The sequence below is a fragment of the Cellulomonas sp. PS-H5 genome (assembly GCF_019265565.1).
Lineage (GTDB): Bacteria > Actinomycetota > Actinomycetes > Actinomycetales > Cellulomonadaceae > Cellulomonas.
Window position 1 is genome coordinate 58,294 of the sequence record NZ_JAHVCI010000005.1, and the last position, 23,938, is coordinate 82,231.

General features: G+C 75.5%; 19 protein-coding genes and 2 tRNA genes. 15 read left to right on the forward strand and 6 right to left on the reverse strand.

Features of this window, described 5'->3' with window-relative positions; translation table 11 throughout:
* Positions 1-80 precede the first annotated feature (80 nt).
* The 13 genes from J5O08_RS03940 (at position 81) to J5O08_RS04000 (ending at position 14,342) form a co-directional block, all read left to right on the forward strand.
* Positions 81-2,366, forward strand: a complete 2,286-nt coding sequence (locus J5O08_RS03940) for a beta-galactosidase (RefSeq protein WP_218705545.1) — start codon at positions 81-83, stop codon at positions 2,364-2,366.
* Positions 2,357-3,952: an alpha-amylase family glycosyl hydrolase gene (locus J5O08_RS03945; protein ID WP_218705546.1), complete on the forward strand. Its 1,596-nt coding sequence runs from the start codon at positions 2,357-2,359 to the stop codon at positions 3,950-3,952. Before J5O08_RS03940 ends, J5O08_RS03945 begins: the two co-directional genes overlap by 10 nt.
* Before the next feature lie 89 nt (positions 3,953-4,041).
* On the forward strand, positions 4,042-5,295 hold the full coding sequence (locus J5O08_RS03950; protein WP_218705547.1) for a glycoside hydrolase family 1 protein: 1,254 nt from the start codon (positions 4,042-4,044) through the stop codon (positions 5,293-5,295).
* Between the two features lie 11 nt (positions 5,296-5,306).
* Positions 5,307-5,379 (forward strand) — tRNA-Leu (locus tag J5O08_RS03955).
* A 75-nt stretch (positions 5,380-5,454) separates the two neighbouring features.
* Complete coding sequence (locus tag J5O08_RS03960) at positions 5,455-6,006, forward strand: hypothetical protein (RefSeq protein ID WP_218705548.1); 552 nt, start codon at positions 5,455-5,457, stop codon at positions 6,004-6,006.
* A gap of 100 nt (positions 6,007-6,106) precedes the next feature.
* Positions 6,107-6,178, forward strand: a tRNA-Gly gene (locus J5O08_RS03965).
* 138 nt (positions 6,179-6,316) lie between these two features.
* Entirely contained in the window at positions 6,317-7,738 is a 1,422-nt protein-coding gene (locus J5O08_RS03970; RefSeq protein ID WP_218705549.1) for a PQQ-binding-like beta-propeller repeat protein, read from the forward strand.
* A gap of 16 nt (positions 7,739-7,754) precedes the next feature.
* Positions 7,755-8,543, forward strand: a complete 789-nt coding sequence (locus tag J5O08_RS03975) for an alpha/beta fold hydrolase (protein WP_218705550.1) — start codon at positions 7,755-7,757, stop codon at positions 8,541-8,543.
* 222 nt (positions 8,544-8,765) lie between these two features.
* Positions 8,766-11,039 carry a bifunctional diguanylate cyclase/phosphodiesterase gene (locus J5O08_RS03980; protein ID WP_218705551.1) on the forward strand — a complete coding sequence of 758 codons (2,274 nt, stop codon included), beginning with the start codon at positions 8,766-8,768 and terminating at the stop codon, positions 11,037-11,039.
* 181 nt (positions 11,040-11,220) lie between these two features.
* Entirely contained in the window at positions 11,221-11,847 is a 627-nt protein-coding gene (locus J5O08_RS03985) for an ANTAR domain-containing response regulator (protein WP_246855308.1), read from the forward strand.
* Positions 11,848-12,149: 302 nt separating this feature from the next.
* Positions 12,150-13,415, forward strand: coding sequence for an ABC transporter substrate-binding protein (locus J5O08_RS03990; protein WP_217615754.1), 1,266 nt, complete (start codon positions 12,150-12,152; stop codon positions 13,413-13,415).
* 139 nt (positions 13,416-13,554) lie between these two features.
* Positions 13,555-13,932, forward strand: a complete 378-nt coding sequence (locus tag J5O08_RS03995) for a VOC family protein (protein ID WP_218705553.1) — start codon at positions 13,555-13,557, stop codon at positions 13,930-13,932.
* A gap of 62 nt (positions 13,933-13,994) precedes the next feature.
* Positions 13,995-14,342 (forward strand): DUF2277 domain-containing protein, encoded by a 348-nt coding sequence (locus tag J5O08_RS04000; RefSeq protein ID WP_218705554.1) that lies wholly within the window; start codon positions 13,995-13,997, stop codon positions 14,340-14,342.
* Between the two features lie 145 nt (positions 14,343-14,487).
* Here J5O08_RS04000 and J5O08_RS04005 read toward each other — a convergent pair whose 3' ends face one another.
* Genes J5O08_RS04005 through J5O08_RS04020 form a run of 4 tightly spaced genes read right to left on the reverse strand, consistent with a single transcriptional unit; the run spans position 14,488 to position 18,750 of the window.
* Positions 14,488-15,345, reverse strand: coding sequence for an ABC transporter ATP-binding protein (locus tag J5O08_RS04005; RefSeq protein WP_218705555.1), 858 nt, complete (start codon positions 15,343-15,345; stop codon positions 14,488-14,490).
* The gene (locus J5O08_RS04010; protein WP_217615758.1) at positions 15,342-16,346 is read right to left on the reverse strand and encodes an ABC transporter ATP-binding protein; all 1,005 of its coding nucleotides are present in this window, start codon (positions 16,344-16,346) and stop codon (positions 15,342-15,344) included. Before J5O08_RS04010 ends, J5O08_RS04005 begins: the two co-directional genes overlap by 4 nt.
* Positions 16,336-17,322, reverse strand: a complete 987-nt coding sequence (locus J5O08_RS04015; protein WP_147793690.1) for a branched-chain amino acid ABC transporter permease — start codon at positions 17,320-17,322, stop codon at positions 16,336-16,338. The genes J5O08_RS04010 and J5O08_RS04015 overlap by 11 nt, the downstream gene beginning before the upstream one ends.
* Positions 17,323-17,331: 9 nt before the next feature.
* Positions 17,332-18,750, reverse strand: coding sequence for a branched-chain amino acid ABC transporter permease (locus tag J5O08_RS04020; RefSeq protein ID WP_308281328.1), 1,419 nt, complete (start codon positions 18,748-18,750; stop codon positions 17,332-17,334).
* A gap of 430 nt (positions 18,751-19,180) precedes the next feature.
* On the opposite strand from J5O08_RS04020, the gene J5O08_RS04025 reads away from it, so the two are divergent.
* A complete protein-coding gene (locus J5O08_RS04025) occupies positions 19,181-19,864 on the forward strand; it encodes a GNAT family N-acetyltransferase (RefSeq protein WP_308281329.1) in 684 nt (227 codons plus the stop codon).
* On the opposite strand, the gene J5O08_RS04030 is transcribed toward J5O08_RS04025, so the two are convergent.
* Positions 19,777-20,217: a PaaI family thioesterase gene (locus J5O08_RS04030; RefSeq protein ID WP_147793688.1), complete on the reverse strand. Its 441-nt coding sequence runs from the start codon at positions 20,215-20,217 to the stop codon at positions 19,777-19,779. The genes J5O08_RS04025 and J5O08_RS04030 overlap by 88 nt on opposite strands.
* Between J5O08_RS04030 and polA the strand changes: the two genes are divergently transcribed.
* A complete protein-coding gene (gene polA / locus J5O08_RS04035) occupies positions 20,216-22,918 on the forward strand; it encodes a DNA polymerase I (RefSeq protein ID WP_218705558.1) in 2,703 nt (900 codons plus the stop codon). The genes J5O08_RS04030 and polA overlap by 2 nt on opposite strands.
* A 90-nt stretch (positions 22,919-23,008) precedes the next feature.
* On the opposite strand, the gene J5O08_RS04040 is transcribed toward polA, so the two are convergent.
* Positions 23,009-23,878, reverse strand: coding sequence for a class I SAM-dependent methyltransferase (locus J5O08_RS04040; RefSeq protein WP_218705559.1), 870 nt, complete (start codon positions 23,876-23,878; stop codon positions 23,009-23,011).
* Between the last annotated feature and the right edge of the window lie 60 nt (positions 23,879-23,938).

The window sequence follows — 23,938 nt, forward strand, 5'->3', positions numbered from 1 at the left end:
CGGCTCGTACTGTGCAGACGTAACCGGTTACAAGCAAGACCCGATCTCAGCCGGTCCCGACAGCTACGAAGGGGTAGCGCGTGGCACCCGTACGGTTCCCGTCCCTGACCGACGATTTCGTCCTCGCGGGGGAGGTGCACTACTTCCGGCTCGACCGCGCCGACTGGGCCGACCGGCTGGACGACGCCCTCGACCTGGGCCTGACCGCCGTGGCGACCTACGTCCCGTGGCTGGTGCACGAGACCGCGGACGGCGGTGTCGACGTCACCGGCCGCACCCGGCCCGAGCTCGACGTCGGCGCGTTCCTCGACCTGTGCGCGGAGCGCGGGCTGGCGGTGATCGCGCGGCCCGGGCCGTTCGTCATGGCCGAGCTCAAGCACGAGGGCCTCGGGCAGCGGCTGCTGCGCGAGCACCCGGAGGTGGTGCCGCCAGGCTGGGACGGCTCCGAGCCCGAGGCGACCGTCGTCGACTACCTGCACCCGGCGTACCTCGCCGCGTGCGGGACGTGGCTCGACGCGGTGCTGCCGGTCCTCGCGGCCCGCACCGTCGACCGCGGCGGGCCCGTCGTGGCGGTGCAGCTCGACAACGAGGTCGGGATGCTGCCGTGGGTGACGAACAGCCCGGACCTGTCGGACGCGACCGTGGCGGACCTGGCCCGCCGGGTCCTGGCGGACGCCGGCCCGGGGGGTCGGGAGGCGGTGCGCGCCCGGTACGGGGCCGACCCGCACGACCCCGCGGCGTGGGTCGCCGCGGTGCGGTCGCCTGCCGAGGACGCGGTGCTGGCGCTGCGGGGCGACCTCGGCCGGCAGGCCCGCGACCGGTACGCGGAGTACGTCGGCCTGCTGCGGGACCGGGTCCGCGCCGCGGGGATCGACGTGCCGCTGCTCGTCAACGTGCACGGCTGCTGGGGCGGCGAGGCGCGGCACTTCCCGCTCGGTGTCGCCCAGCTGCACCGGACCTGGGCCGGCCGGCCGGACGTGCTGCCCGGCGCGGACTACTACCTGGGCGACCTCACGCTCGCGAAGCTGCCGGGCCTGTGGGCGTCGAACGCGTTCCTCGCCGCGACCGTCGCGCCCGGCCAGCCGACCGGGACCCTGGAGTTCGAGGTCGGCACGGGCGACTACGGGGAGGCGCTCGACGTCGCGTGCGGGCCGGAGGCGGCGCCGCTCAAGCTCCAGCTGTGCGTGGCGCAGGGGCAGACGTTCGTGAACTACTACCTGCTGACCGGCGGGCGGAACCCGCTGCTGCCCGCGAGGGTGGGCGACGGCAACGACCGGGTTGCGAGCACGGGCGAGCGGCACGGGTTCGCCGCGCCGGTGGACCCCGAGGGCAGGCGCGCGCCGGGGTGGGGCGCGCTGCGCGGCGCCACCCGGGCCGTGGCGGACGCGGCGGCGCTGCTCCGGGCCGCCCGGCCGGAGCCGGCGCCGGTGACGCTCGGGTTCGTCCCCGACCACTACATGACCGAGTACCGGTACCCCGGGTCCGCGCGGGAGGCCGCGCACGTCGCGGACCTCGAGCGGTCGCGCGGCTCGGGGCCCCGGGAGGTGCTGACCCGGGCGCTGGTGCTGGGCGGGTTCGCGCCGGACGCCGTCGACCTGCAGGCGGACGGGTCCTCCGGGGCGCGGACGCTCGCCGGGCTGCCCGCAGGGCATGTGCTGGCACTGGGGTCGACCCCCGTGCTCGACGCGTCGGTCCAGGTGCGGCTCGCGGACTGGGTGCGGGCGGGCGGGCGGCTGCTGCTGCACGGGCCGGTGCCGACGCTCGACCCGCTCGGCGAGCCGTGCACGGTGCTGCTCGACGCGCTGGGCGTGACGGCCGGCGCGCGGGCGGAGTCGTCGGCGACGCGGTTCCCGTCGGTCACGCCCGCGGACGACCGGCTGCCGCTCGCCGAGGTGCGGGCGGGGTTCGTGCAGCCGCTGACGGGGCTGCCGGCCGGCGCGGACGTGCTGGCCCGGGTCACGGGGTCCGGCGAGCCGTGCGTGGTCCGGGTGCCGTGCGGGGCCGGGGAGGCGCTGCTCGTGGCGGCGGACCTGCCGTGCGCGCTGCCGGCGTGGGCGGCGCTGCTCGGGGCGCTGGGGGCGGAGCCGGTGGTGGCCGCCACGTCGACCGCGCCCGTCGTCGTGGTGCCGACGGCGGCGCCGGACGGGACGCGGGTGGTGCACGTGCTGAACGTGTCGCCGTGGCCGGCGGAGGTGTCGCTGGCGCGGGGCGGGGTGCCGCTGGCGGGGCCGGGATCCGGGACCGCGCGCGGGCCCGGCGTGCTCGCGCTGCCCGCGCGGTCCGGGGCGTGGCTGGTGCAGCCACCCGGGTCGGGTGCGGCGACGCTCGGCTACGCCGGCGCGGAGGGGGCGGCCCGATGGGCGTGACGGACCTGGCCGGGCGGCTGGACCGCGCGGTGCTCTACCAGATCTACCCGCAGTCGTTCGCGGACGCCGACGGCGACGGGATCGGCGACCTGCGCGGCATCGCAGACCGGCTCGACTACCTGGCCTGGCTCGGCGTGGACGCGCTGTGGCTGAGCCCGTGCTTCGCGTCCCCGTTCGCCGACGCCGGGTACGACGTCGCCGACTTCCTCCGGGTGGCGCCGCGGTACGGCACGAACGACGACCTCGCGGCGCTCGCGGACGAGGCGGCGCGCCGGGGGATCGCGGTGCTGCTCGACCTCGTCGCCGGGCACACCTCCGACCAGCACCCGTGGTTCCGGGCCGCGGCCGACGACCCCGCGGACGACCGGTACGTGTGGTCGGCGACGCCCGTCGACGGCTTCCGGCCGGGCCCGGGCCGGCGCGGCGGCTACTACCTGCCGAACTTCTTCCCCGTGCAGCCCGCGCTCAACTTCGGCTACGCCCGGCCCGACCCCGCGCAACCCTGGCGGCAGCCGGTCGACGCCCCGGGCCCGCGGGCCAACCGCGCGGCGCTGCGGGAGATCATGGCGTTCTGGTTCGACCGCGGCGTCGCCGGGTTCCGGGTCGACATGGCCGGCTCGCTCGTCAAGGACGACCCCGGCCTCGTCGAGACCGGCCGGCTGTGGCGCGGCATGCGCGACTGGGTGGACGCCGCCTACCCCGGGCGGGTGCTCGTGGCCGAGTGGGGCGACCCCCGCGTGTCCGTGCCCGCCGGGTTCCACGCCGACTTCTTCCTGCAGTTCGGCGGCGGGAACGAGGGGCTGGCGCTGCGATCCCTCTGGAACAACGGCGCCGGGACGGTGGACGAGGTCTGGGAGGAGCGGCACGCCTGGGCCGACGCCGCCGGGCTCGGCGACGCCGCGCCGTTCGTCGCGGCGTGGCGGGAGGCGGACGCCGCCATCACCGCGTCGGGCCGTGGCGGCGTCACCGGCCTGCCGACGTCGAACCACGACTTCACCCGGCTGGTCGCGGGCGACCGGGACCCCGAGCAGGCGCGCGCCGCGCTGGTGCTCGCCCTGACCTGGCCGTCGATGCCGTCGATCTACTACGGCGACGAGATCGGGATGCGCTACCTGCCGGACGCGCCGACGACCGAGGGCTCCCGCCTCGGCCCGCGGTACGACCGCGCCGGGTCCCGGACGCCGATGCCGTGGGGCGGGCTGACCGCCGACGGCTTCGGCCCCGGTGCACCCCACGACTCCCGCTACCTGCCGCAGGACCCGGCGCCCGGCGCGCCCACGGTCGCGGGGGCCGTCACCGACCCCGGGTCGCTGCTGCACCACGTGCGTGCCCTGGTCGCGCGGCGGCACGCCGACCGGCGGCTCGACGTCGGGTCGCCCGTCCGCGTGCTCTCGACTGGGTACCCCTTCGCGTACCTGCGCGGCGGGACGCTCGCGGTGCTGCTGAACCCGGGGCGCGTTCCGGTGTCGGCCGAGCTCCCCGGGGCCGGGGACGCGGGGGTCGTGCTGGCCCGCGGGTGCCGGGCCGAGGGAGACGCCGTGCGCCTCGACGGGCACGGGTACGCCGTGCTGGACCTGGCGCGCTGACCCCGGGCCCTCGCGCCCGCCCCGTGAGGTCGCGACGCCGCGACCGCCCGACCGACCCCGCGACCGCCCGACCCGGAAGGACCCACCGCATGACCCTGCGCACCACCCCGCCCCTGCCCGCCGCCGTCCCCGCGCCCGACGGCTTCCTGTGGGGCGCCGCCACCGCGGGCCACCAGGTCGAGGGCGGCAACACAAACGCGAGCAACTGGCTGCTGGAGCACCAGCCCGGCACGCACGTCGAGGAGGTGTCCGGCGACGCCTGCGACTCGTACCACCGGTACCCCGAGGACATCCGGCTGCTCGCCGACGCCGGCCTGACCGCCTACCGGTTCTCCCTGGAGTGGGCCCGGATCGAGCCGGCCCGCGACGAGGTGTCCCGCGCCCAGCTCGACCACTACCGGCGGATGATCGACACCTGCCGGGACCGCGGCGTCGAACCGGTCGTCACGCTGCACCACTTCACCGTGCCGGCCTGGCAGCACCACGAGGGCGGCTGGTACGCCCCCGACGTCGTCGACCGGTTCCGTCGGTACGTCGAAGCCGCCGCGACCATCCTCGACGACGTGCGCTGGGTCGTGACCATCAACGAGCCGAACATGATGGTCAACCAGGCCGACGCGCGGATCGACACGGAGGTCGGCGTCAGCTGGCCGGGGCCGTCGCCGCACGCCTCCCGGGTGATCGCCGCCGCGCACCACGCCGCGGTCGAGGTGCTGCGCGGGCTGGGGCACGTGCGCTCGGGCTGGTCGGTGGCGAACCAGGACTACCAGGCGCTCCCGGGGGCGGAGGAGGCCCGGGACGCCTGGGCGTACTGGCGGGAGGACTTCTTCCTCGAGCAGTCCCGCGGCGACGACTTCGTGGGGGTGCAGGCCTACCTGCGCACCGTCATCGGCCCGGACGGCCCGGTCGAGCACCCCGCGGACGCGGAGCGGACGCTCATCGGGTGGGAGTACTACCCGGCGGCGCTCGGGCACGCGCTCCGGCACACCCGCGAGGTGACGGGTGGCGTGCCGATGCTGGTCACGGAGAACGGCATCGCGACCGCCGACGACGCGCGGCGGATCGCCTACACCACCGGGGCGCTCGCGGGCCTGGCGGCGGCCGTCGAGGACGGCTGCGACGTGCGGGGGTACCTGCACTGGTCGCTGCTCGACAACTACGAGTGGGGGTCCTACCGCCCGACGTTCGGGCTGGTCGCGGTCGACCGGTCGACGTTCGCCCGGACGCCGAAGCCGAGCCTGGCGTGGCTGGGGTCCCTGGCGCGGGCGGGCGTGCTGCCGGAGCCGGAGCGAGTGCCCGCGGACGCGGGCGCGGCGGTCGGGGGGCCGCCCGCGCGCCGGTAGCCTGGTGCGGCGCCCCGATAGCCCAACGGCAGAGGCAATCGGCTCAAACCCGATCCAGTGTGGGTTCGAATCCCACTCGGGGCACCGCTCACGCGCCCTGCGCGAGACCCGCCTCGTGCGCGAGGGACACCGACGGCTCGGTACCGCCATGCTGGCCCCATGACGTCCCGCCGCTCGACCGTCCTCGTCGTCCTCGTCGGCGGCGTGCTCGGCGCCGCCGCGGGCGCCGCGCTCGCCCGCTGGGTGTTCCACCAGGAGGACCTCAGCACGGGGTGGGTGATCGGCGGCGCCGCGGCCGTCGGGGTGGGCCTCGGGGACGTTCTGTCGGGGCGGCTGCAGCGCCGCCGGGCGGCCACCGGCGCGCTCACCGGGCGCTTCGAGGGGTCGGTGCGCGCGGCCGACGGCGACACCGGCCTCGGCTCGCGCTGGGTCGCCGCGGTGCTCGACGTCGACCGGACGGGGGTGACCGTCGTGCGGCTCGCGCTCGGCATGCGGCCCCTGCGCCGCGCGCCCGTCCGGCTCGCGGTCGACGGCGTGCGCCGGACCGGTCGGCGCACCGGGCGGGGGGACGCGCTGCGGGTCGCGCCGGGGCTGGCGGTCCTGGTGCTCGACGTGCCGGGTGGCACCGTCGAGGTGGCCGTCGAGGCGCCGTCGGCGGACCACCTCGTCGACCGTCTGACGGCCATCGGCGGCCCTCGCACCACCCCCTGAAGCGCGGACGGCGGCGCGTCGCGGTTTCGCGAAAGCCCCGCGCGCCCTGTACTGTCCTATCTCGCCTCGCGGCCCGGGAACGGGCCGAGGACGAGGCCGTGCGGACGTGGCTCAGTGGTAGAGCATCACCTTGCCAAGGTGAGGGTCGCGGGTTCGAATCCCGTCGTCCGCTCCGCAGCCGCAGCGCCCGGGCACCTCGTGCCCGGGCGCTGCGTCGTTCCCGGGGACGGGTCCGCGGGCATGCTGATCAGGGCCGACGTCGACCGCCGAACTCGCCCGCGGCGCCCTTCCGTCCGCCTACGGTGGGCGCATGGGGGCGGGGCGCATGGCCGACGTGCAGCTGGACGACACCGGCGAGCCGGCACCGCCCGACGCCCCGGCGGCCCCCGGTCGCGCCCGTCGCGCCCGCGCCGTCCTGCGCCGCTGGTGGCCGCTGCCCGTCGCCGGGGTGCTCGCGGTCGTGGCGTGGCAGGCCGTCGCGGACGCCCGGACCGAGTCGACGGCCGAGCGGCTGCGCGAGACGCCCGGCGTGATCACGACGACGGTGACCCCGCCGCTCGACCCGACGCCGATGGCGTCGCCGGGGCTGGCGACGGCGCTGTACGGCGGGGTGCACACGCAGGACGGGTTCGTCGCCGGGACGGTGGTCGGCGACGCGTCCGACCCGGTCCGCGTCGTCGGGATCGACCCCGCCGACGGCGAGCAGGTCTGGAGCGTCGACGTGGCCGGCCCGGCGGACCCCGGGCTGTCGAGCCGCGGCGTCGCGTGCGACAGCGGCATCGACGACCGGGCGCGGGTGCTGTGGTGCGTGCTCACCGACTACGGGGACGCCTCCGGCGCGCCGGAGGCCACCCGGCTGGTCGAGGTCCACCTCGGTGACCACGCCGTCCGCAGCGAGCGCGAGCTGGACCCCGGTGCGTCGGCCGTCGCCGTCGGGCACGCCCTCGTCGTGGGGACCCCCGGCCCTGAGTCCGTCCACCTGGTCGCGACCGACGTCCGCACCGGTGAGCAGCTCTGGGCCGCCGACGTGCCGGAGCCGCTCGCCCCGGGTGGCGGCAGCGGCTGGCTGTCCCGCGCGGGCGGCCACGTCCTGGTCGTCGCGGCGAGCGCGACCTGGGCGGTCGACGCCGGGAGCGGCAGCGTGCAGGCCGGCGGTGCCGGGGTCGCCGTCGTCCGGGGCGACCGGCTGGTCGACCTCCAGGGGTCGAGCCGCACGCTGCTGCTGGGCGCCGACGGCTCCGGGACCGCGGTCGCCGACGGGCAGGTGCAGCTGCTGGCACCGGACGACGGCTCCGCGCCGGACGTGCTCGTGGTCGAGGTCTCCGACGGCTCGCTGGAGCGGCGGCTCCGGGGCGTCGACGCGGCCTCCGGCGAGGTGCTCTGGGAGCGGCGGTCGGACGGCATGGCGTCCACCAACCGCCTGCTCCTCGACGGCGTCCTGTACGGCAGCGGCGACCGCGGCCGGCTGTGGGCCGTCGACGCCCTGTCCGGCGAGGAGCGGTGGAGCACCGAGGGCGGCGTCCTCGACGACCACCGCCTGATGACGGACGGCGTCCACCTGCTCCGCGTCGAGCGGGACGCCCGGTCCGGCGACCCGGTGCTCGCCGCCTACGCCCTCGGCTCCGGCAGGCCGGCGTGGAGCACGCCGCTGCCGCCGGGAGTCGACAGCGTGTGGACCCAGGGCGGCATCCTGTACGGGCACGGGGAGGACGGCGCCGTCGTCCTCCGCTGAGGCGGGGGTGGCGCGCATGGAGCTCACGACGCACGGCGTCCCCGTGCACCACGTCGCGCACGGCGCCGGCCGCACGGTCGTCGTGCTGCACGGGGCCGGGGTGGACCACCGGGAGCCCGAAGCCTGCCTCGACCCGGCGCTCGCGGCCGTCGGCGGGCTGCGCCGGGTGTACCCGGACGTCCCCGGGCACGGCCGGACCCCCGCCCCACCCACCCTGCGCTCCGAGGACGACGTCGTGGACGTGCTGGTCGGGTTCGTCGCGGGGGTCGCCGGCGGCGAGCCGGTGCTGCTGGCCGGGCACTCGGCTGGTGCCCACGACGCCCGGGGGATCGCGGCACGGCGCCCCGACCTCGTCGCCGGGCTGGCGCTGATCTGCCCGCTGGTCGCCGGCGGGCACGGCGTCCCGGCGCACGAGCCCGTCGTCCGGGACGACGACCTGGGCGACGCGGAGTTCCGCGGGTACTTCGTCGTCCAGACCCTGGCGATGCTCGACCGGTACCGGCGGTTCGTCGAGCCGGGCGCGGCGCTCGCGGACGGCCCGGCGAACGCGCGGATCGGGGAGCGCTGGGAGATCACGGGGCTGGACGGGCCCGCCGCGGCACCCTACGCGGGGCCCGTGCTCGTCGTCGCCGGCCGCCGGGACTCGTTCGTGGGGTACGCGGGGGCGCTCGGGCTGCTCGAGCGCTACCCGCGCGCGACGGTCGCGGTCGTCGAGGCGGCGGGCCACGCGCTGCCGCACGAGCGCCCGGCGGTGCTCGCCGGGCTGCTGGCCGACTGGGTCGAGCGGGTCCGCGCCGACGCCTGATCGGAGCGTCCGCCCGTGCCCGGAGCCCGCCGCTCGCGGACCGGTCACCCGCACCACCAGGCGATTCACCCGCTCCCCGGTCGCCGGTGCCGCACGGCGGGGCGCATCCTCGTCGTGCACCGAGCGGACGGTGCGTCCCCGGGACGGTCGACGACGGCCCGGGCGGCGGCGACGCCGCCGGAGGCGCGCTCCTCGCGCCCGCCCGACACCAGGAAAGCCCCGATGACCACCACCCCTCCCGGCCGCGCCCCGCGCCCCCGGACCCGCTCCGCCGTCCTGCTCGCGACCGCCGCCGCCCTGGCTGCCGCCGCGCTGGCCGCCGTCGCGCTGGCTCTGCGGGGACCCGCGCCCGTCGCGCTCGTCGTCGCCGCGTCGGCCACCGCTGCGCTCGCGGGCGGGTTGCTCCGGGGGTCCGACCGGCACCGGGACGGTGACCACGTCACGTGGCGGTGGGCAGCCGTGGCCGCCTGGTCGCTCGCCGCCGGCCTCGCGACCGAGGCCGTCCTGGCGTCCGTGGGCGGGCCGCACGGCGCGGCCTTCACCGCCGGCGCCGTGCTCACCGCCGCCGCGCTGTACCACGGGCTCGTGCACTGGAACCGCATCCGCTCGGCGCTCTCCGACCCGGGGGACTGGCTCAACGGCGTCAGCGCCGGGGCCGCCGTCCTGGCCATCGGGAACCTCCTCGTCGGGGATGCGCCGGGCAGCGCGCCGTGGTGGGCGACCCAGCTCGTCCTGGTCCGGCTCGCGGCGCTGCTGGTGGCCCTGGGCACCGCGGGCACCGTGCTCGCGATCGCCGGCCTGCGCCGCGACCTGCGGGCGTGGGCCCTCGCCCTCGCCCTGGCGCTGGTCGCGGCCATCGAGTTGACGGCGCTGCTCCGCGGGCCCGGCGCGACGCCCGGCGCGGTCGTCGTCGTCGCGTGGGCAGGTCTGGTGCTGGTCACGGCGGTGCTGCGCGTCGGGCGGGCGCGCGCCCTCCCGCCGCAGGAGGCGGCGTCCCAGGACACGACGCTGGGCGCCCTCGTCGTGATGGCCGCGGGCGTGGTGATCCTGGTGGTGGACGCGCTGGTACCGGGGGAGAACCCGGTGTCGTCCGCGCTCGCCGCGGTCGCGGTGGTGGGCGGCGGCGCCCGGGTGCTGCGGCTCGTGCGCGACCTCGCGCAGCTGGCCACCGTGCGGCAGGAGGCCCGCACCGACCCGCTGACGGGGGTCGCCAACCGCCGCGCCCTCGTGGAGCACGTCCGCGCCGTCGCGGCCGATCCGCGCGGCGCCCTCCTGGTGATCGACCTCGACCGGTTCAAGGAGGTCAACGACCGGTTCGGGCACGCCGTCGGCGACGGCGTCATCCGGGCTGCCGCCGCCCGGCTGGCGGGGACCGTCGGCAGCCGGGGCCTCGTGGCGCGGCTCGGAGGCGACGAGTTCGCCGTCGCCCTCGTGGACGCCGACGCGGACGCCGCGGTGGCGCTCGGACGCGACCTGCGGCGCGAGCTGACCCGGCCGATCGGGGTCGAGGGGCGCGTCGTCCGGCTCGAGGCGAGCGTCGGCGTCGCGACGACGGCCGTGGGTGCTCGCGCGGCGTCCGGTCTGCTGCGGTGCGCGGACGCCGCGATGTACGACGCCAAGGCGGCCGGGGGCGGGGTGCGGCTGTACGACCGCGAGTCGGACGCGCGGGCGCGGGACGAGCGCGATCGGGTGGACGCGCTGCGCCGAGCGCTCGACGTCGACGGCCACCCGCGGGACGGGCGCATCACCACGCACTTCCAGCCGCAGGTCGACGCCGCGGACGGCCGGGTCGTCGGCGCCGAGGCGCTGGTGCGCTGGGAGCACCCCGAGCACGGGGTCCTGCCGCCGTCCGCGTTCCTGGCGCTCGCCGAGGAGCACGGACTCATGGGCCGGCTCACCCGGCGGGTGCTCGACCAGGCCACCCACGCGGCGGCGGACTGGGCCGACCAGGGGTGCGCCGTGCGCGTCGCGGTCAACCTCTCCACCTCGAGCCTGGGCGAGCCGGGTCTGCTCGAGGTCGTCGACGACGCGCTCGCGCGGTCGGGGCTCGCGCCGGGTGCGCTGGTGCTCGAGATCACCGAGACCACGCTGATGGACGACCCGGACCGGGCCGTCGAGGTGACCCACCGGTTGGCGAACCGCGGCATCGGCCTGAGCATCGACGACTACGGCACCGGCTACTCCTCGCTGGCCTACCTGAACGACCTCCCGGCGGAGGAGCTGAAGCTGGACCGCTCGTTCACCGCCCGGGCGCTCGCGGACCCGCGCACGCGGGCGATCGTCTCGGGCACGGTGGAGCTCGCGCACCACCTGGGCCTGCGGCTCGTCGCGGAGGGCGTCGAGGACCGGGAGACGGAGGAGCTGCTGCGCGCGCTCGGCTGCGACCGCGTCCAGGGCTACCTCCACGGGCGGCCGATGCCCGCAGCCGCGTTCGCGCGGTGGCTGCGGACGCGCCCGGTCGTGGGCGCGCGGTCGGTGGTCGACGGCGCCGCGTGACCCCCGCAGGGCCGGGCCGGTCGCGCCGCCGCATTCGCTACCGACCGGTCGGCGTGCGCAGGTTCACAGGCCCGGGGACGCGCCGGAACCGCCCGAGGTCCTAGAATCTCTCCTCGTGAGCACCCAGGACGCGACGCCGAGCGGCGACGAGAAGGCCGCCGACCCCACCCTCGACCTCGACATCCCGCAGGCCCGCGCGGCCGAGCAGGCGCCCGAGGCGGCCGCCAAGCCGGCCCGCCGCGCGGTCGTCGCGGAGGACGAGGCCCTGATCCGGATGGACGTCGTCGAGACGCTCCGCGAGGCGGGCTTCGACGTCGTGGGCGAGGCGGGTGACGGCGAGCAGGCCGTGGCCCTCGCGACCGAGCTCAAGCCCGACGTCGTCGTCATGGACGTCAAGATGCCGGTGCTCGACGGCATCTCCGCGGCCGAGCGCATCGCCAAGGCGCACCTCGCGCCGGTCGTGCTGCTCACCGCGTTCTCGCAGACCGAGCTGGTCGAGCGCGCCCGCGACGCCGGCGCGATGGCCTACGTCGTCAAGCCGTTCAGCCCGGCCGACCTGCTGCCGGCGGTCGAGATCGCGATCTCCCGCTACGCGCAGATCACCGCGCTCGAGTCCGAGGTCGCCGACCTCGCCGAGCGGTTCGAGACCCGCAAGCGCGTCGACCGCGCCAAGGGCCTGCTCATGACCAAGATGGGCCTCACGGAGCCGGAGTCGTTCCGCTGGATCCAGAAGACCTCCATGGACCGCCGCCTCACGATGCGCGAGGTCGCGGACGCGGTCATCGACCAGGTCGGCGGCGGCTCCTGATCCCCGCGTCCTGAGTCTCCCCGAGGCCCGGTCCACCGCACGGTGGGCCGGGCCTCGTGCTGTCGGAGCACCCTGTCGTGTCCACGATGTGATCCACGCCACAGCCGGGCGGCGTGTCGTGCCACGATCCGCGTCTTCCCGCGGGAAGGTCACGAATCGGCACCGGTCATCCGGTGTGACATGCACGACACGCGGCGGACACATGGGGCGCATACCTTCACGGCCACACACCGCCGGTGGCACCACCCCGGCATCCGGCCGGGGCTCCCGGCAGGCAGTACTCACCGACAGGAGTACCACGCATGATTCGTACGACACATGCCGTCCAGGCGGCGGCTCTCGCCGGCGCCGTCGCGCTCGTGCTGACCGCGTGCGCCGGCGGCGACGACGGCGGGTCGGGCGGCGACGAGACGGCGGACGGCGACGCCGGCCCGCTGATCATCGGCACCCTGCTGCCCCAGACCGGCACGCTGGCGTACCTCGGCCCGCCGGAGATCGCGGGCGTCGACCTGGCCGTCCAGGAGATCAACGAGGCGGGCGGCGTCCTCGGCTCGGACGTCGAGGTGATCCACGCCGACTCGTCCGACGCGGACCACGCCGAGGTCGCGACCCAGTCGGTCACCGACCTCATCTCGCAGGACGTCCAGGTCATCGTCGGTGCGGCGTCCTCGTCGGTCACGCTCAACGTCGTCGACGACATCACGGGCGCCGAGATCGTGCAGATCTCCCCGGCGAACACGGCCACGTCGCTGTCGGGCTACTCCGACTTCTACTTCCGCACCGCGCCGCCGGACACCGTCCAGGGCGCCGCGCTCGGCAACCTCATCACCGGCGACGGCCACGCGAACATCGGCATCCTGGTGTTCAACGACGACTACGGCACCTCGCTGCGCAACGTCGTCAAGACCACCGTGGAGGACGCGGGTGCCACCGTCGTCTACGGCAACGAGGGCGAGGAGTTCGACCCGGCCGCGAGCAGCTTCGCGACCGACGTCACCGCGCTCATGGCGACCAGCCCCGACGCCGTCGTGGTCCTGGCGTTCGAGCAGACCAAGCAGATCATCCCGGAGCTCGTCGCCGCGGGCGTCGACCCGGCCACGATCTACATGGTCGACGGCAACACGGCCGACTACTCCGCGGACTTCGACCCGGGCACCCTCGAGGGCGCGCAGGGCACGATCCCCGGCGCGTTCCCGAGCGACGACTTCCAGGCGCGCCTCAAGGAGGTCGACCCGGCGCTGACGGACTACGCCTACGGCCCCGAGTCGTACGACGCGACCATCCTGGCGGCCCTCGCGGCGGTCAAGGGCGGCGGCACCGACGGCCCCACCATCCAGGCCAACATGGCCGCGGTGTCGGGCGCCGACGGCGGCGAGGAGTGCACCTCCTACGCGGACTGCGTCGAGCTGCTCGACTCGGGCGAGGACATCCAGTACGTCGGCCAGGCCGGCGTCGGACCGTTCAACGAGGACAACGACCCGTCGTCCGCGTTCATCGGCGTGTACAAGTACGGCGCCGACAACAAGAACGTCTGGGTGAAGGCGGTCGAGGGCTCCGTCGGCGAGTGACGACGGACGCCTGAGCCTCCGGCCGGAGCAGGGGACCGGCCTCCGGGCGACGAGGGCCCGGGACGCGTGCGGCGTCCCGGGCCCTCGGTCGTCCCCGGCGGGCGAGGGCGGTGTCGGTGGCCGGGCGTAGCGTCCGGGCATGGACTACCGACTGGAGCTCGTGCAGGTGCCCGTCTCCGACGTGGACCGGGCCAAGGACTTCTATACGCAGCGCGCCGGGTTCGTGCTCGACCACGACCACGAGGTCGGGGGCGGCATCCGGTTCGTGCAGCTGACGCCACCCGGCTCGGGGGCGTCCATCGCGATCGGGACCGGGCTGACGACGATGCCGCCCGGCTCCGTCGAGGGGCTGCAGCTCGTCGTCGCGGACATCGACGCCGCGCGCGAGGAGCTCACCGGCCGCGGGCTCGAGGTGGGGGAGGTGCAGGACTTCCCCTGGGGGCGGTTCCTGTTCTTCGCCGACCCCGACGGCAACCGGTGGGCCGTGCAGCAGATCGTCTACCCGTCCGCCGGCTGAGGCGCGCCTCGGTCGCCCGGGGGGTCTTCCCGCGCGGCCGGGGCCGACCTACCGTGGGCGGCATGTGCCGGAACATCACCACGCTGCGGGGCCTCGAGCCCGCCGCGACCGACGAGGAGATCGTGGCCGCGGCCCGTCAGTTCGTCCGCAAGGTCACCGGCGTGCAGTCGGTGAGCGCCGCGACGGCCGAGCCGCTCGACCGCGCGGTCGACGAGATCGCCGCCATCGTGACGCGGCTGCTCGACGAGCTGCCCGAGCGGCGGCGGCCGCCGGCGACGGTCCCGCCGCTGCGCCGTCCGGAGGTCCGCGCGCGCCTGGGCATGCCGCCGTTCGACGAGGACGAGGCGGACCACGACCACCCGCACGACCACGAAGGTCACGTGCACCCGCACGACCACGTGCACGCCTGACCCGAGCCGGCGAGCTCGCCGTGCCCGCCGCCGGGCAAGCGCTGCGCCCAGCGAGTAGTCGACACGTCGAGGGGGTAGTCGGCGACTGCTCGATCGACGCGTCGACTACCCCCTCGCGGTCCCGGGGCCGCCCGGGCGGCGGCCTTCAGCCGGCCGACGGCGCCGGAGGCGTGGCCGGGGGCGCCGGGGGTGCGGTCGGCGGGCGGTCCGCCGCTGCCGCCTCGACGTCCGTCGCCAGCGTGCCGAGGTACAGCTCGATCACCTTCGGGTCGTGCATCAGCTCGCGCCCCGGCCCGGAGTACGCGTTCGACCCCTGGTCCAGCACGTACGCCCGGTCGCAGATCTGCAGGCAGCGCCGGGCGTTCTGCTCGACGATGACCACCGAGACCCCGGCCTTGTTGATCTTCCGGGTGCGCAGGAACGTCTCGTCCTGGCGCACCGGCGACAGGCCGGCGGACGGCTCGTCGAGCAGCAGCACCGACGGGTCCATCATCAGCGCGCGGGCCATGGCGACCATCTGCCGCTCGCCGCCGGACAGCGACCCGGCGCGCTGCTTGCGCCGCTCGCCCAGCACCGGGAACAGGTCGACGATGAAGTCGAACCGCTCGGCGAACCGCTTCGGCGCCTGGAACAGCCCCATCTCCAGGTTCTCCCGGATGGACAGCGACGGGAACACGTTGTTCGTCTGCGGCACGAACCCGACTCCGCGCCGGACCAGCGAGTCGGCCCGATGGTTGGTGATCTCCTCGCCCTTGAGCACGACCGAGCCGGACCGGATGGTCACGAGCCCGAACAGCGCCTTGAGCAGCGTCGACTTCCCGGCGCCGTTCGGGCCGATGATGCCGACGAGCTCGCCGGGGTGCACGACCAGGTTGCAGTCGTTGAGGATGTTGACGCCCGGCACGTACCCGGCGACGAGGTCGGTCGCCGCGAGCAGCGGCTCCCCGGCGGGGGCGCCGCGGTGGACGGTCGAGGGGTCGGACCCCTGCACGGCGGTGCTCATCGCGAGCCCTCCTCGGTCGTCGGGGCGGCCGCGGCCGCCGCCTGGTTCGCCTGCTCCTCGGCCTCGAGCTGCTCGATGCTGCCGTCGTCCAGCAGCGCGTCGTCGCCCAGGTCGGTGTCGTGGTGCGCGCCGAGGTAGGCGTCGATGACGGCCTGGTCGGCCATGACGTCCTCGGGCGGGCCCTCGGCGACGATCCTGCCCTCCGCCATCACGACCACCCAGTCCGAGATGTGCCGGACCATGTGCATGTCGTGCTCGACGAACAGCACCGTGGTGCCCTCCTCGCGCAGGGCCTGGATGTGCCCGAGGAGCGACTGGGTGAGCGCGGGGTTCACGCCGGCCATCGGCTCGTCGAGCATGACCATCGTGGGCTTCGACATCAGCGCCCGGGCCATCTCCAGCAGCTTGCGCTGGCCGCCGGACAGCGAGCCGGCGTAGTCGTCGCGCTTGGCGTCGAGCTTGAACCGGACCAGCAGCTCCTCGGCCTGCTCGGTGATCTCCTTCTCCCGCGCCTTCCACAGCGGCGGGACCAGGGCGGTGAACAGGTTCTCGCCGGACTGCTTGGTCGCCCCGAGCTTCATGTTCTCGATCACCGTCATGCGCGACAGCGCCTTGGTGAGCTGGAACGTGCGCACCATGCCGGACCGGGCGACGCGCGCCGCCGAGACCCCGGACAGGGACCGGCCCTCGAACGACCAGGTGCCGGTGGACGGCTTGTCGAACCCGGTGAGCAGGTTGAACAGCGTCGTCTTGCCGGCGCCGTTCGGCCCGATGAGGGCGGTGATCGCGCCGCGCTGCACCTCGAGGTGCCCGACGTCGACGGCGGTCATGCCGCCGAAGTGCCGGGTGACCTGGTCGGCGACGACGATCGCGTCGGGCTTGGGCACGCCGGGGGTGTGCGCGACGTGCGCCAGGTCGGCGGTGACGCGGTCCCGGCCGGACGCGGTGGTGGCGTGCGGCGTGGCGGCGGGGACGTGGCCCCGGGGGAGGTCAGCGGACATCGATCGCCAGCTCCTTCTTGTCGCCGAGGATGCCTTGTGGCCGGAAGATCACCAGGAGCATCAGCGTGACGCCGACGATGATCCAGCCGAACTGCTCGATCTGCTCGGTGCGCATGATCGACTCCGGCACCCCGGCGCGCATGACCGACTTGATGAGCATGAGCGACACCCAGAAGATGATCGACCCGAGGACGGGCCCGAACACCGTCGCGGCCCCGCCGAGCAGCAGGATCGTCCAGATGAAGAACGTCATCGGGCGTCCCATCGAGTCGGGCTGCACGGCGCGTGGCAGGACGTAGATGATGCCCGCGACGGCGCCGATCACGCCGCCGAGCACCAGGGCCTGCATCTTGTAGGAGTAGACGTTCTTGCCGAGCGAGCGCACGGCGTCCTCGTCCTCCCGGATGCCCTTGAGCACCCGGCCCCACGGGCTCCGGATCAGCAGCCAGACGAGCAGGCAGGCGAGGGCGACGACGGCCCAGCCGACGATGCGCACCCACCAGGAGTTCGAGGCGTTCATCGCGTACTCGAACGGCCCGAGGGCGAACGTCCCGTCGGGGAACGGCGAGGCGTCCTGGAACGAGTCCTTGTAGGAGTTGCCGCGCAGTCCCGACGAGGCGCCGGTCAGCTCGGTGAGGGCGGTCGACCGGCCGACGAGCCGGACGATCTCCGCGGCGGCGATCGTCACGATCGCCAGGTAGTCGCCGCGGAGCTTGAGGGTCGGGATGCCGAGCAGCAGGCCGAACACGGCGGCGCAGGCGATCGCGACGAGCACGGCGGCCCACAGGGGCCAGCCGGCGATGGTGGAGATCGCGAAGCCGTACGCGCCGAGCAGCATGAACCCGGCCTGGCCGAAGTTCAGCAGGCCCGTGAGGCCGAAGTGCACGTTGAGGCCGATGGCGGCGAGCGCGTAGGCGGCGGTCGTCGGGGCGAAGATCTCGCCGGCGACGTTGACGAGGATGCGGGACCAGTCCATGTCGGCTCCTTAACCGATCCGCTCGGCGCGGCCGAGGATGCCCTGGGGCCGCAGCAGCAGGACGAGGATGAGGATGAGCAGGGCGCCGGCGTAGCGCATGTCGCTCGGGATGACGAGGTTCGACATCTCGACGACCAGGCCGATGACGATCGACCCGGCCAGCGCGCCGAACGCCTGCCCGAGGCCGCCGAGCGTGACCGCCGCGAACATCAGGAGCAGCAGGGCGCCTCCCATGTTCCAGGAGGTCGCGTTCAGGTAGAGGCCCATGAGCACGCCGCCGAGCGCCGCCAGCGCCGCGCCGAGCACCCAGACCAGCCGGACGATCCGGTCGACCGTGATGCCGGAGGCCGCGGCCAGGGCCGGGTTGTCCGAGACCGCGCGGGTGGCGCGGCCGACGCGGGTGCCGAGCAGGAAGTACGCGACGCCCGCCAGCACGACGGCGGCGATGAGCAGCGACCACAGCGAGGTGGCGCTGATCCGCACCGGGCCGAGGGTGACCATCGTCGGCGTGGTGGTGACGATGCGCAGCGCGCCGCCGCCGAAGAAGAACTGGTACGTGTACTGCAGCGCCATCGACAGGCCGATCGTGACGATCATCTGCTGGGTCGTGCCCACCCGGCGCTTGCGCAGCGGGTGCCAGATCCCGGCGTCCTGCAGCCAGCCGGACGCGGCGCCGACCAGCACGGCGACCACGCCCGCGACGAGCAGCGGCAGCCCGAACGACTGCACCGCGAGGTAGGCGACGATCGCGCCGAGCGTGACCTGCTCGCCGTGCGCGAAGTTCGACAGCCCCGTGGTGCCGTAGATCAGCGACAGGCCGACCGAGGCGAGGGCGAGCAGCACGCCGAACACGAGGCCGCTGCTGGCCTGCTGCGCGAGCCGGCCCCAGGAGAACGACCCGGTCTCCGAGCTGCCCACCGGGGCGCCGACCTCGCCGGCGTCGTCCGCGGGCGCGGTGCTCTCGGGGTCGGGCGCGGCGTCGGGGTCCTCGTCGGAGCCGCCGGCCTCGGCGGGCGCGCCCAGCGGGAACAGCGCCCCGGCGGACGACCCGAGCGCGACGGTGACGGTGCGCGGGTTCTGCGCGGGGTCCCGCAGGGTCTCGCCGGCGGGCAGCGTGGCCTCGTCGAGGGTGACGGTGTAGGCGCCGGCCTCGGTGACGGCGGCGGTCCAGCGGCCCTCGGCGTCCGTGGTGGCCTGCGTGGTCCCGCCCGGACCCTCGACGTCGAGGACGACGCCGACCGCGGGTTGCTGGTCCGCCGTGCGGATGGTGCCGTTGATGCAGCCGGTCGCGGCGTCGGCGACGCACCCGGCCACGGCCGCGCGGGCGGTGCCCGGCACGGCGAGGAGGAAGAGAACTGCGAGGAGGAGCACGCCGAGGGCGGCGGGCGCCCCGGCGGTGGAACGGTCCCTGGTCGCGACTCGGCGCACCTGGTCCTCCGTCCGGTCGTGGTCGACGGCGTCGACCTGTCGGCAGCGGGCTCGCGGAGGGTCAGGAGGCCGCGAGTGGGTTGGCGTGACAGTAGGGATGCTGCGTTTCGGGGCGATTACAGGCACGTTTGAGACGTAGGTCACGTCGGCGCGCCGTGCGGTGTGTCCGATTCGTCCGGGAGGGGTGCGCGGCGGTGCGGCCGAGGGCGCCGCCCGGACGGAGCAGCGTTCACCCGGTGGAGTGAGACGCGCCACGGTGCCGTGCGGTGACCTGCGTCTCCGCGCGCGTCGCTCGGACGGGAGCGCTCCCGCGACTAGGCAGGGGCCCCGGTCGTGCGCCATGATCGGGCGATGCCGCGGGGGGCGCAGCAGGATCGTGGTGACGCCGAAGTCGCTGCGCCGTCCGAGTAGTCCAGGAGGTCGTCGTACCGTGCGCTCGCCCGTCGCCGTCCGACCCGCTCGCCCCGAGGACCTGGACGTCCTCGTCTCCCTCAGCCTCGCGGCCCGCTCCGAGTCGCTCGTCGGCGCGCAGCTGTGCACCGACGACGCCGACCGCCTGCGGCACCAGATCGGGGCGCTCGTGGCCGAGCCCGGCGCCGTCGGCCTGGTCGGGACGCTCGACGACGAGCTGTGCGGCCTGGTGCTCGCCCGGATCGTCGGGCCGAGCCTGTTCACCGACGAGGTGACGGTGTCGATCGAGGCGGTCTACGTGGCCGAGGGCGCCCGGCGCCGCGGCGTGGGGCACGCGCTGCTCGGCGGCGTGGTGGAGGAGGCGCGCCGCGTCGGCGCGACCGACGTCCTCGCGGTGCCGCTGCCCGGCGCCCGCGGCATGCACCGGTTCCTCGCGCGGCTCGGGTTCGCCCCGGCGGCGGCGCACCGCGTGGTCAGCACCGAGGTGCTGCAGCGCAAGCTCTCCGCGGACGCCCCGCAACCCGGCCGCCGGCCCGCCCGCGCGGGCCTGGACGACCTCATCGCCCGCCGGCGGCGCGCCCGCGCCGGACGCGCCGCGACGGCGACCGAGGCCGCTCAGGCGGGCCGGGCGTCGATCAGCATGCAGGTCAGCCGCGCCGAGCAGACGCGCCGGCCGCGCGGGTCCGAGACCACCACGTCGTAGGTCGCGACCCGGCCGCCCAGGTGGACCGCGGTCGCGGTCCCCGTCACCACGCCCTCGGTCGCGGACCGGTGGTGCGTGCAGCTCAGCTCGATCCCGACCGCGCGCCGGTCCGGGCCCGCGTGCGCGTTCGCGGCGTAGGAGCCGAGCGTCTCCGCGAGCACCGCGGAGGCGCCGCCGTGCAGCAGGCCGTACGGCTGCACGTTCCCGGCGACCGGCATGGTGCCGACCGCGCGCTCGGCCGACACCTCCTGGATCTCGATGCCCATGCGCTCCATGAGCGTGCCGGGCGGGACGTGGGAGCCCAGGGGCGCGTCGGCGGGGGCGGCGGCGGGCGGCAGGTCGGTGTCAGCCATGCCCGATAGGTTGGCACCCGTGACTGACGCGACGCGACTCCTCCTTGTCGACGGCCACTCGATGGCCTACCGGGCGTTCTTCGCCCTCCCGGTCGACAAGTTCGCCACCTCGACCGGCCAGCCCACCAACGCGGTGTTCGGGTTCCTGTCGATGCTCGCGAACCTGCTGCGGGACGAGGCGCCGACCCACGTGGCGGTCGCGTTCGACGCCGGGCGGACCACGTTCCGCACCGAGCAGTACGAGGAGTACAAGGCCAACCGCTCCGCGTCGCCCGAGCCGTTCCGCGGCCAGGTCGACGTCATCAAGCAGGTCCTCGCGACCATGCACATCCCGACGCTCGACAAGCCGGGCTTCGAGGCCGACGACATCCTCGCGACCCTCGCCCGCCAGGGCGCCGCCGAGGGGATGGACGTGCTCATCTGCTCCGGCGACCGCGACTCCCTCCAGCTCGTGAACGAGCGCGTCACGGTGCTGTACCCGGTCAAGGGCGTCTCCGAGCTCGCGCGCATGACCCCGGAGGCGGTCGAGGCCAAGTACGCCGTCCCGCCCGCCCGGTACCCCGACATCGCCGCGCTGGTCGGCGAGTCGTCCGACAACCTCCCGGGCGTCCCCGGCGTCGGCCCCAAGACGGCCGCCAAGTGGATCGCCACCTACGACGGCCTGCAGGGCATCGTCGCGAACGTCGACAGGATCACCGGCAAGGCGGGGGAGTCGCTGCGCGCGAACCTCGACCAGGTGCTGCTCAACCGCCAGCTCAACCGGCTGCTCGACGACCTGGAGCTGCCCCTCGGCCCGGAGGACCTGGTCGCGCGCCCGTGGGACCGCGAGGCGCTGCACACCATCCTCGACGAGCTCGAGTTCCGCACCCTGCGCGACCGGCTGTTCGCCATGCTCCCGGGCGAGGACGACGGCGCGGGCGACGTGGCCGGCCCGGCGGAGGGCCCGGTCGTCGTGACGCCGGTCGACGGCGGCCTGGCCGCCTGGCTCGAGCGGCACGCCGGCGCGCGCACCGCGGTGGACGTGCAGGGCTCGGCGTCCCCGGCAGGCGGCGACGCCTGGGGGGTCGCGCTCGTCGTCGACGGCGAGGCCGTGGCCTACGACCTCGCGCAGATCGCCCCCGCCGATGAGGCCGCGCTGGCCGCCTGGCTCGCCGACCCCGCCCAGCCCAAGGCGCTGCACGCCGCCAAGGAGGCGTGGCACGCGCTCGCCGGCCGCGGTCTGACCCTCGCGGGCGTGGAGTTCGACACCGAGCTCGGCGCGTACCTGCTCCAGCCCGACCGCCGCGGCTACGACCTGTCCGACCTCGCGATCGGCTACCTGCGCCGCGAGCTCGGCGCGGTGGCGGACGAGGCCGGCCAGGGTGCGCTCGACCTCGACCTGGAGGGCTCCTCGGAGGGCACCCGCGGCGCCGTCCGGGCGGCCGCGGTGCTCGACCTGGTCGACGTGCTCGGCGGCCAGCTCGTGGACCGCGGCGCGGACCACCTGCTGCGCGACGTCGAGCTGCCGCTGGAGGGCGTGCTCGAGCGCATGGAGCACGTCGGCATCGCGGCCGACGCCGGCTACCTGTCGGCCCTGGAGAAGGAGTACGACACCGCGGTGCAGCGCGCGGCGGGCGAGGCGTACGACGCGATCGGGCGGGAGGTGAACCTCGGCTCGCCGAAGCAGCTCCAGGAGGTGCTGTTCGACCAGCTGGACATGCCGAAGACCAAGCGCACCAAGACCGGCTACACCACCGACGCGAACGCGCTGGCCGACCTGTTCGCCCGCACCGGCCACCCGTTCCTCGAGCACCTGCTCGCGCACCGCGACGCCATCCGGCTGCGCCAGACGGTCGAGGGCCTGCTCCGCTCGGTGGCGCCCGACGGCCGGATCCACACGACGTTCCAGCAGACGATCGCGGCGACCGGGCGGCTGTCGTCCACCGACCCGAACCTGCAGAACATCCCGATCCGCACCGAGGCCGGCCGGCAGATCCGCCGGGCGTTCGTCGTCGGCCAGGGCTACGAGACGCTGCTGACCGCGGACTACTCGCAGATCGAGATGCGGATCATGGCGCACCTGTCCGGCGACGAGGGCCTCATCGAGGCGTTCACCGCGGGGGAGGACCTGCACTCCTACGTCGGCTCGCGCGTGTTCGGCGTGCCGACGGACGAGGTCACCAGCGCGCAGCGGTCCAAGATCAAGGCGATGTCCTACGGCCTCGCGTACGGGCTGTCCTCGTACGGCCTGTCGCAGCAGCTGAAGATCGAGGTCTCCGAGGCCGCGGCGCTCATGCAGGACTACTTCCACCGGTTCGGCGGGGTGCGCGACTACCTGACCGGCGTGGCGGACGAGGCCCGCGCGACCGGGTACACCGCGACCATCCTCGGCCGGCGGCGGTACCTGCCCGACCTCACGAGCGACAACCGGGTCCGCCGCGAGGCCGCGGAGCGGATGGCGCTCAACGCCCCGATCCAGGGTTCGGCCGCCGACATCATCAAGCTGGCGATGCTCGGCGTGCAGCGCGAGCTCGACGCCCAGGGGCTCGGCAGCCGGCTGCTGCTCCAGGTGCACGACGAGCTCGTGCTCGAGGTCGCCCCGGGGGAGCGCCAGGCGGTGGAGACCCTGGTGCGCGCGCAGATGGGCGCGGCGTACGACCTGTCGGTGCCGCTGGACGTCTCGGTGGGCGTCGGCGAGAGCTGGCACGCCGCGGGGCACTGAGGTCCGGGAGGTCGTCGGTTCCGCCCGAGGTCGTCGGTTCCGCACCCCGGCCGGTGGACGGAACCGCCGACCTCGGCGGACGCGGAGCCGCTACGCCGGGCGGTGCGCCACGAAGATCGCCGTCCCCGGCAGGTGCCGCCCGCGCAGGGGGCTCCAGCCGCCCCAGGTCCGGTCGTTGTCCTCCGGCCAGGACGGCTCGACGACCCGGTCCAGCACCAGGCCGGCGCCGACCAGGTCCGCCACGTGGTCGCCGATCGTCCGGTGGTACTCCGCGTAGAGCACCCGCCCGCGCTCGTCCCGCTCCACGTACGGCCGCCGGTCGAAGTAGGACCGGTCGGCGGTGAGCCCGCGCTCGCCTGGGTCGTCGGGGAACGCCCAGCGCACCGGGTGCGTCACCGAGCACACCCAGCGCCCGCCCGGCCGCAGCACCCGCGCCGCCTCGGCGTGCACCCGCCCGGCGTCCGGCACGAACGGGATCGCGCCGTACGCGGTGAACACCACGTCGAACGACGCGTCCGGGAACGGGAGCGCCCGGGCGTCGGCCTGCACGAGCGGCACCGTCGCCGCGCGCCCGGCCACCGGGCCCGCCTCGCGCGCCGGGTCCCGGGCCAGCCGGCGGTCGAGCTCCCGTGCCGCGGCGAGCATGCCGCCCGACACGTCGGTCGCGACCGCCTGCGCGCCGCGCGCTGCCAGCCACCGGGAGCACTGCGCCGCGCCCGCCCCGACCTCCAGCACCCGCCGTCCCGCGACGTCGCCCAGCAGCCCCGCCTCGGACTCGCGGAGGCCCTCCGGGCACCAGAGGAAGTCGTCGTCGCCGAGGAACGCGCCGTGCTCGTCGAGGTAGTCGCCCGCGTTGGCGTCCCACCAGCGCCGCCCGGCGCCCTCGGTCGCGGCGGCGGGGACGTCGAGGTAGCCGGCCGCGGCGAGCCGGTCGGTGCTGTCGTCGGTGCTGTCGGTCACCCGCACGACGGTAGCCCGGCGAATCGCCCGGGACCTCCGGCTCACGGGTGCCCACGTCGG

What these genes read in the sequence shown, in the direction of transcription:
- J5O08_RS03970 (WP_218705549.1), top strand. Translation starts at nt 6,317, where the DNA reads ATGGGGGCGGGGCGCATGGCCGACGTGCAGCTGGACGACACCGGCGAG.
- polA (WP_218705558.1), top strand. Translation starts at nt 20,216, where the DNA reads ATGCCCGATAGGTTGGCACCCGTGACTGACGCGACGCGACTCCTCCTT.
- J5O08_RS03975 (WP_218705550.1), top strand. Translation starts at nt 7,755, where the DNA reads ATGGAGCTCACGACGCACGGCGTCCCCGTGCACCACGTCGCGCACGGC.
- J5O08_RS03945 (WP_218705546.1), top strand. Translation starts at nt 2,357, where the DNA reads ATGGGCGTGACGGACCTGGCCGGGCGGCTGGACCGCGCGGTGCTCTAC.
- J5O08_RS04000 (WP_218705554.1), top strand. Translation starts at nt 13,995, where the DNA reads ATGTGCCGGAACATCACCACGCTGCGGGGCCTCGAGCCCGCCGCGACC.
- J5O08_RS03995 (WP_218705553.1), top strand. Translation starts at nt 13,555, where the DNA reads ATGGACTACCGACTGGAGCTCGTGCAGGTGCCCGTCTCCGACGTGGAC.
- J5O08_RS03990 (WP_217615754.1), top strand. Translation starts at nt 12,150, where the DNA reads ATGATTCGTACGACACATGCCGTCCAGGCGGCGGCTCTCGCCGGCGCC.
- J5O08_RS04015 (WP_147793690.1), bottom strand. Translation starts at nt 17,322, where the DNA reads ATGGACTGGTCCCGCATCCTCGTCAACGTCGCCGGCGAGATCTTCGCC.
- J5O08_RS04005 (WP_218705555.1), bottom strand. Translation starts at nt 15,345, where the DNA reads ATGAGCACCGCCGTGCAGGGGTCCGACCCCTCGACCGTCCACCGCGGC.
- J5O08_RS03980 (WP_218705551.1), top strand. Translation starts at nt 8,766, where the DNA reads ATGACCACCACCCCTCCCGGCCGCGCCCCGCGCCCCCGGACCCGCTCC.
- J5O08_RS04010 (WP_217615758.1), bottom strand. Translation starts at nt 16,346, where the DNA reads ATGTCCGCTGACCTCCCCCGGGGCCACGTCCCCGCCGCCACGCCGCAC.
- J5O08_RS04030 (WP_147793688.1), bottom strand. Translation starts at nt 20,217, where the DNA reads ATGGCTGACACCGACCTGCCGCCCGCCGCCGCCCCCGCCGACGCGCCC.
- J5O08_RS03960 (WP_218705548.1), top strand. Translation starts at nt 5,455, where the DNA reads ATGACGTCCCGCCGCTCGACCGTCCTCGTCGTCCTCGTCGGCGGCGTG.
- J5O08_RS03950 (WP_218705547.1), top strand. Translation starts at nt 4,042, where the DNA reads ATGACCCTGCGCACCACCCCGCCCCTGCCCGCCGCCGTCCCCGCGCCC.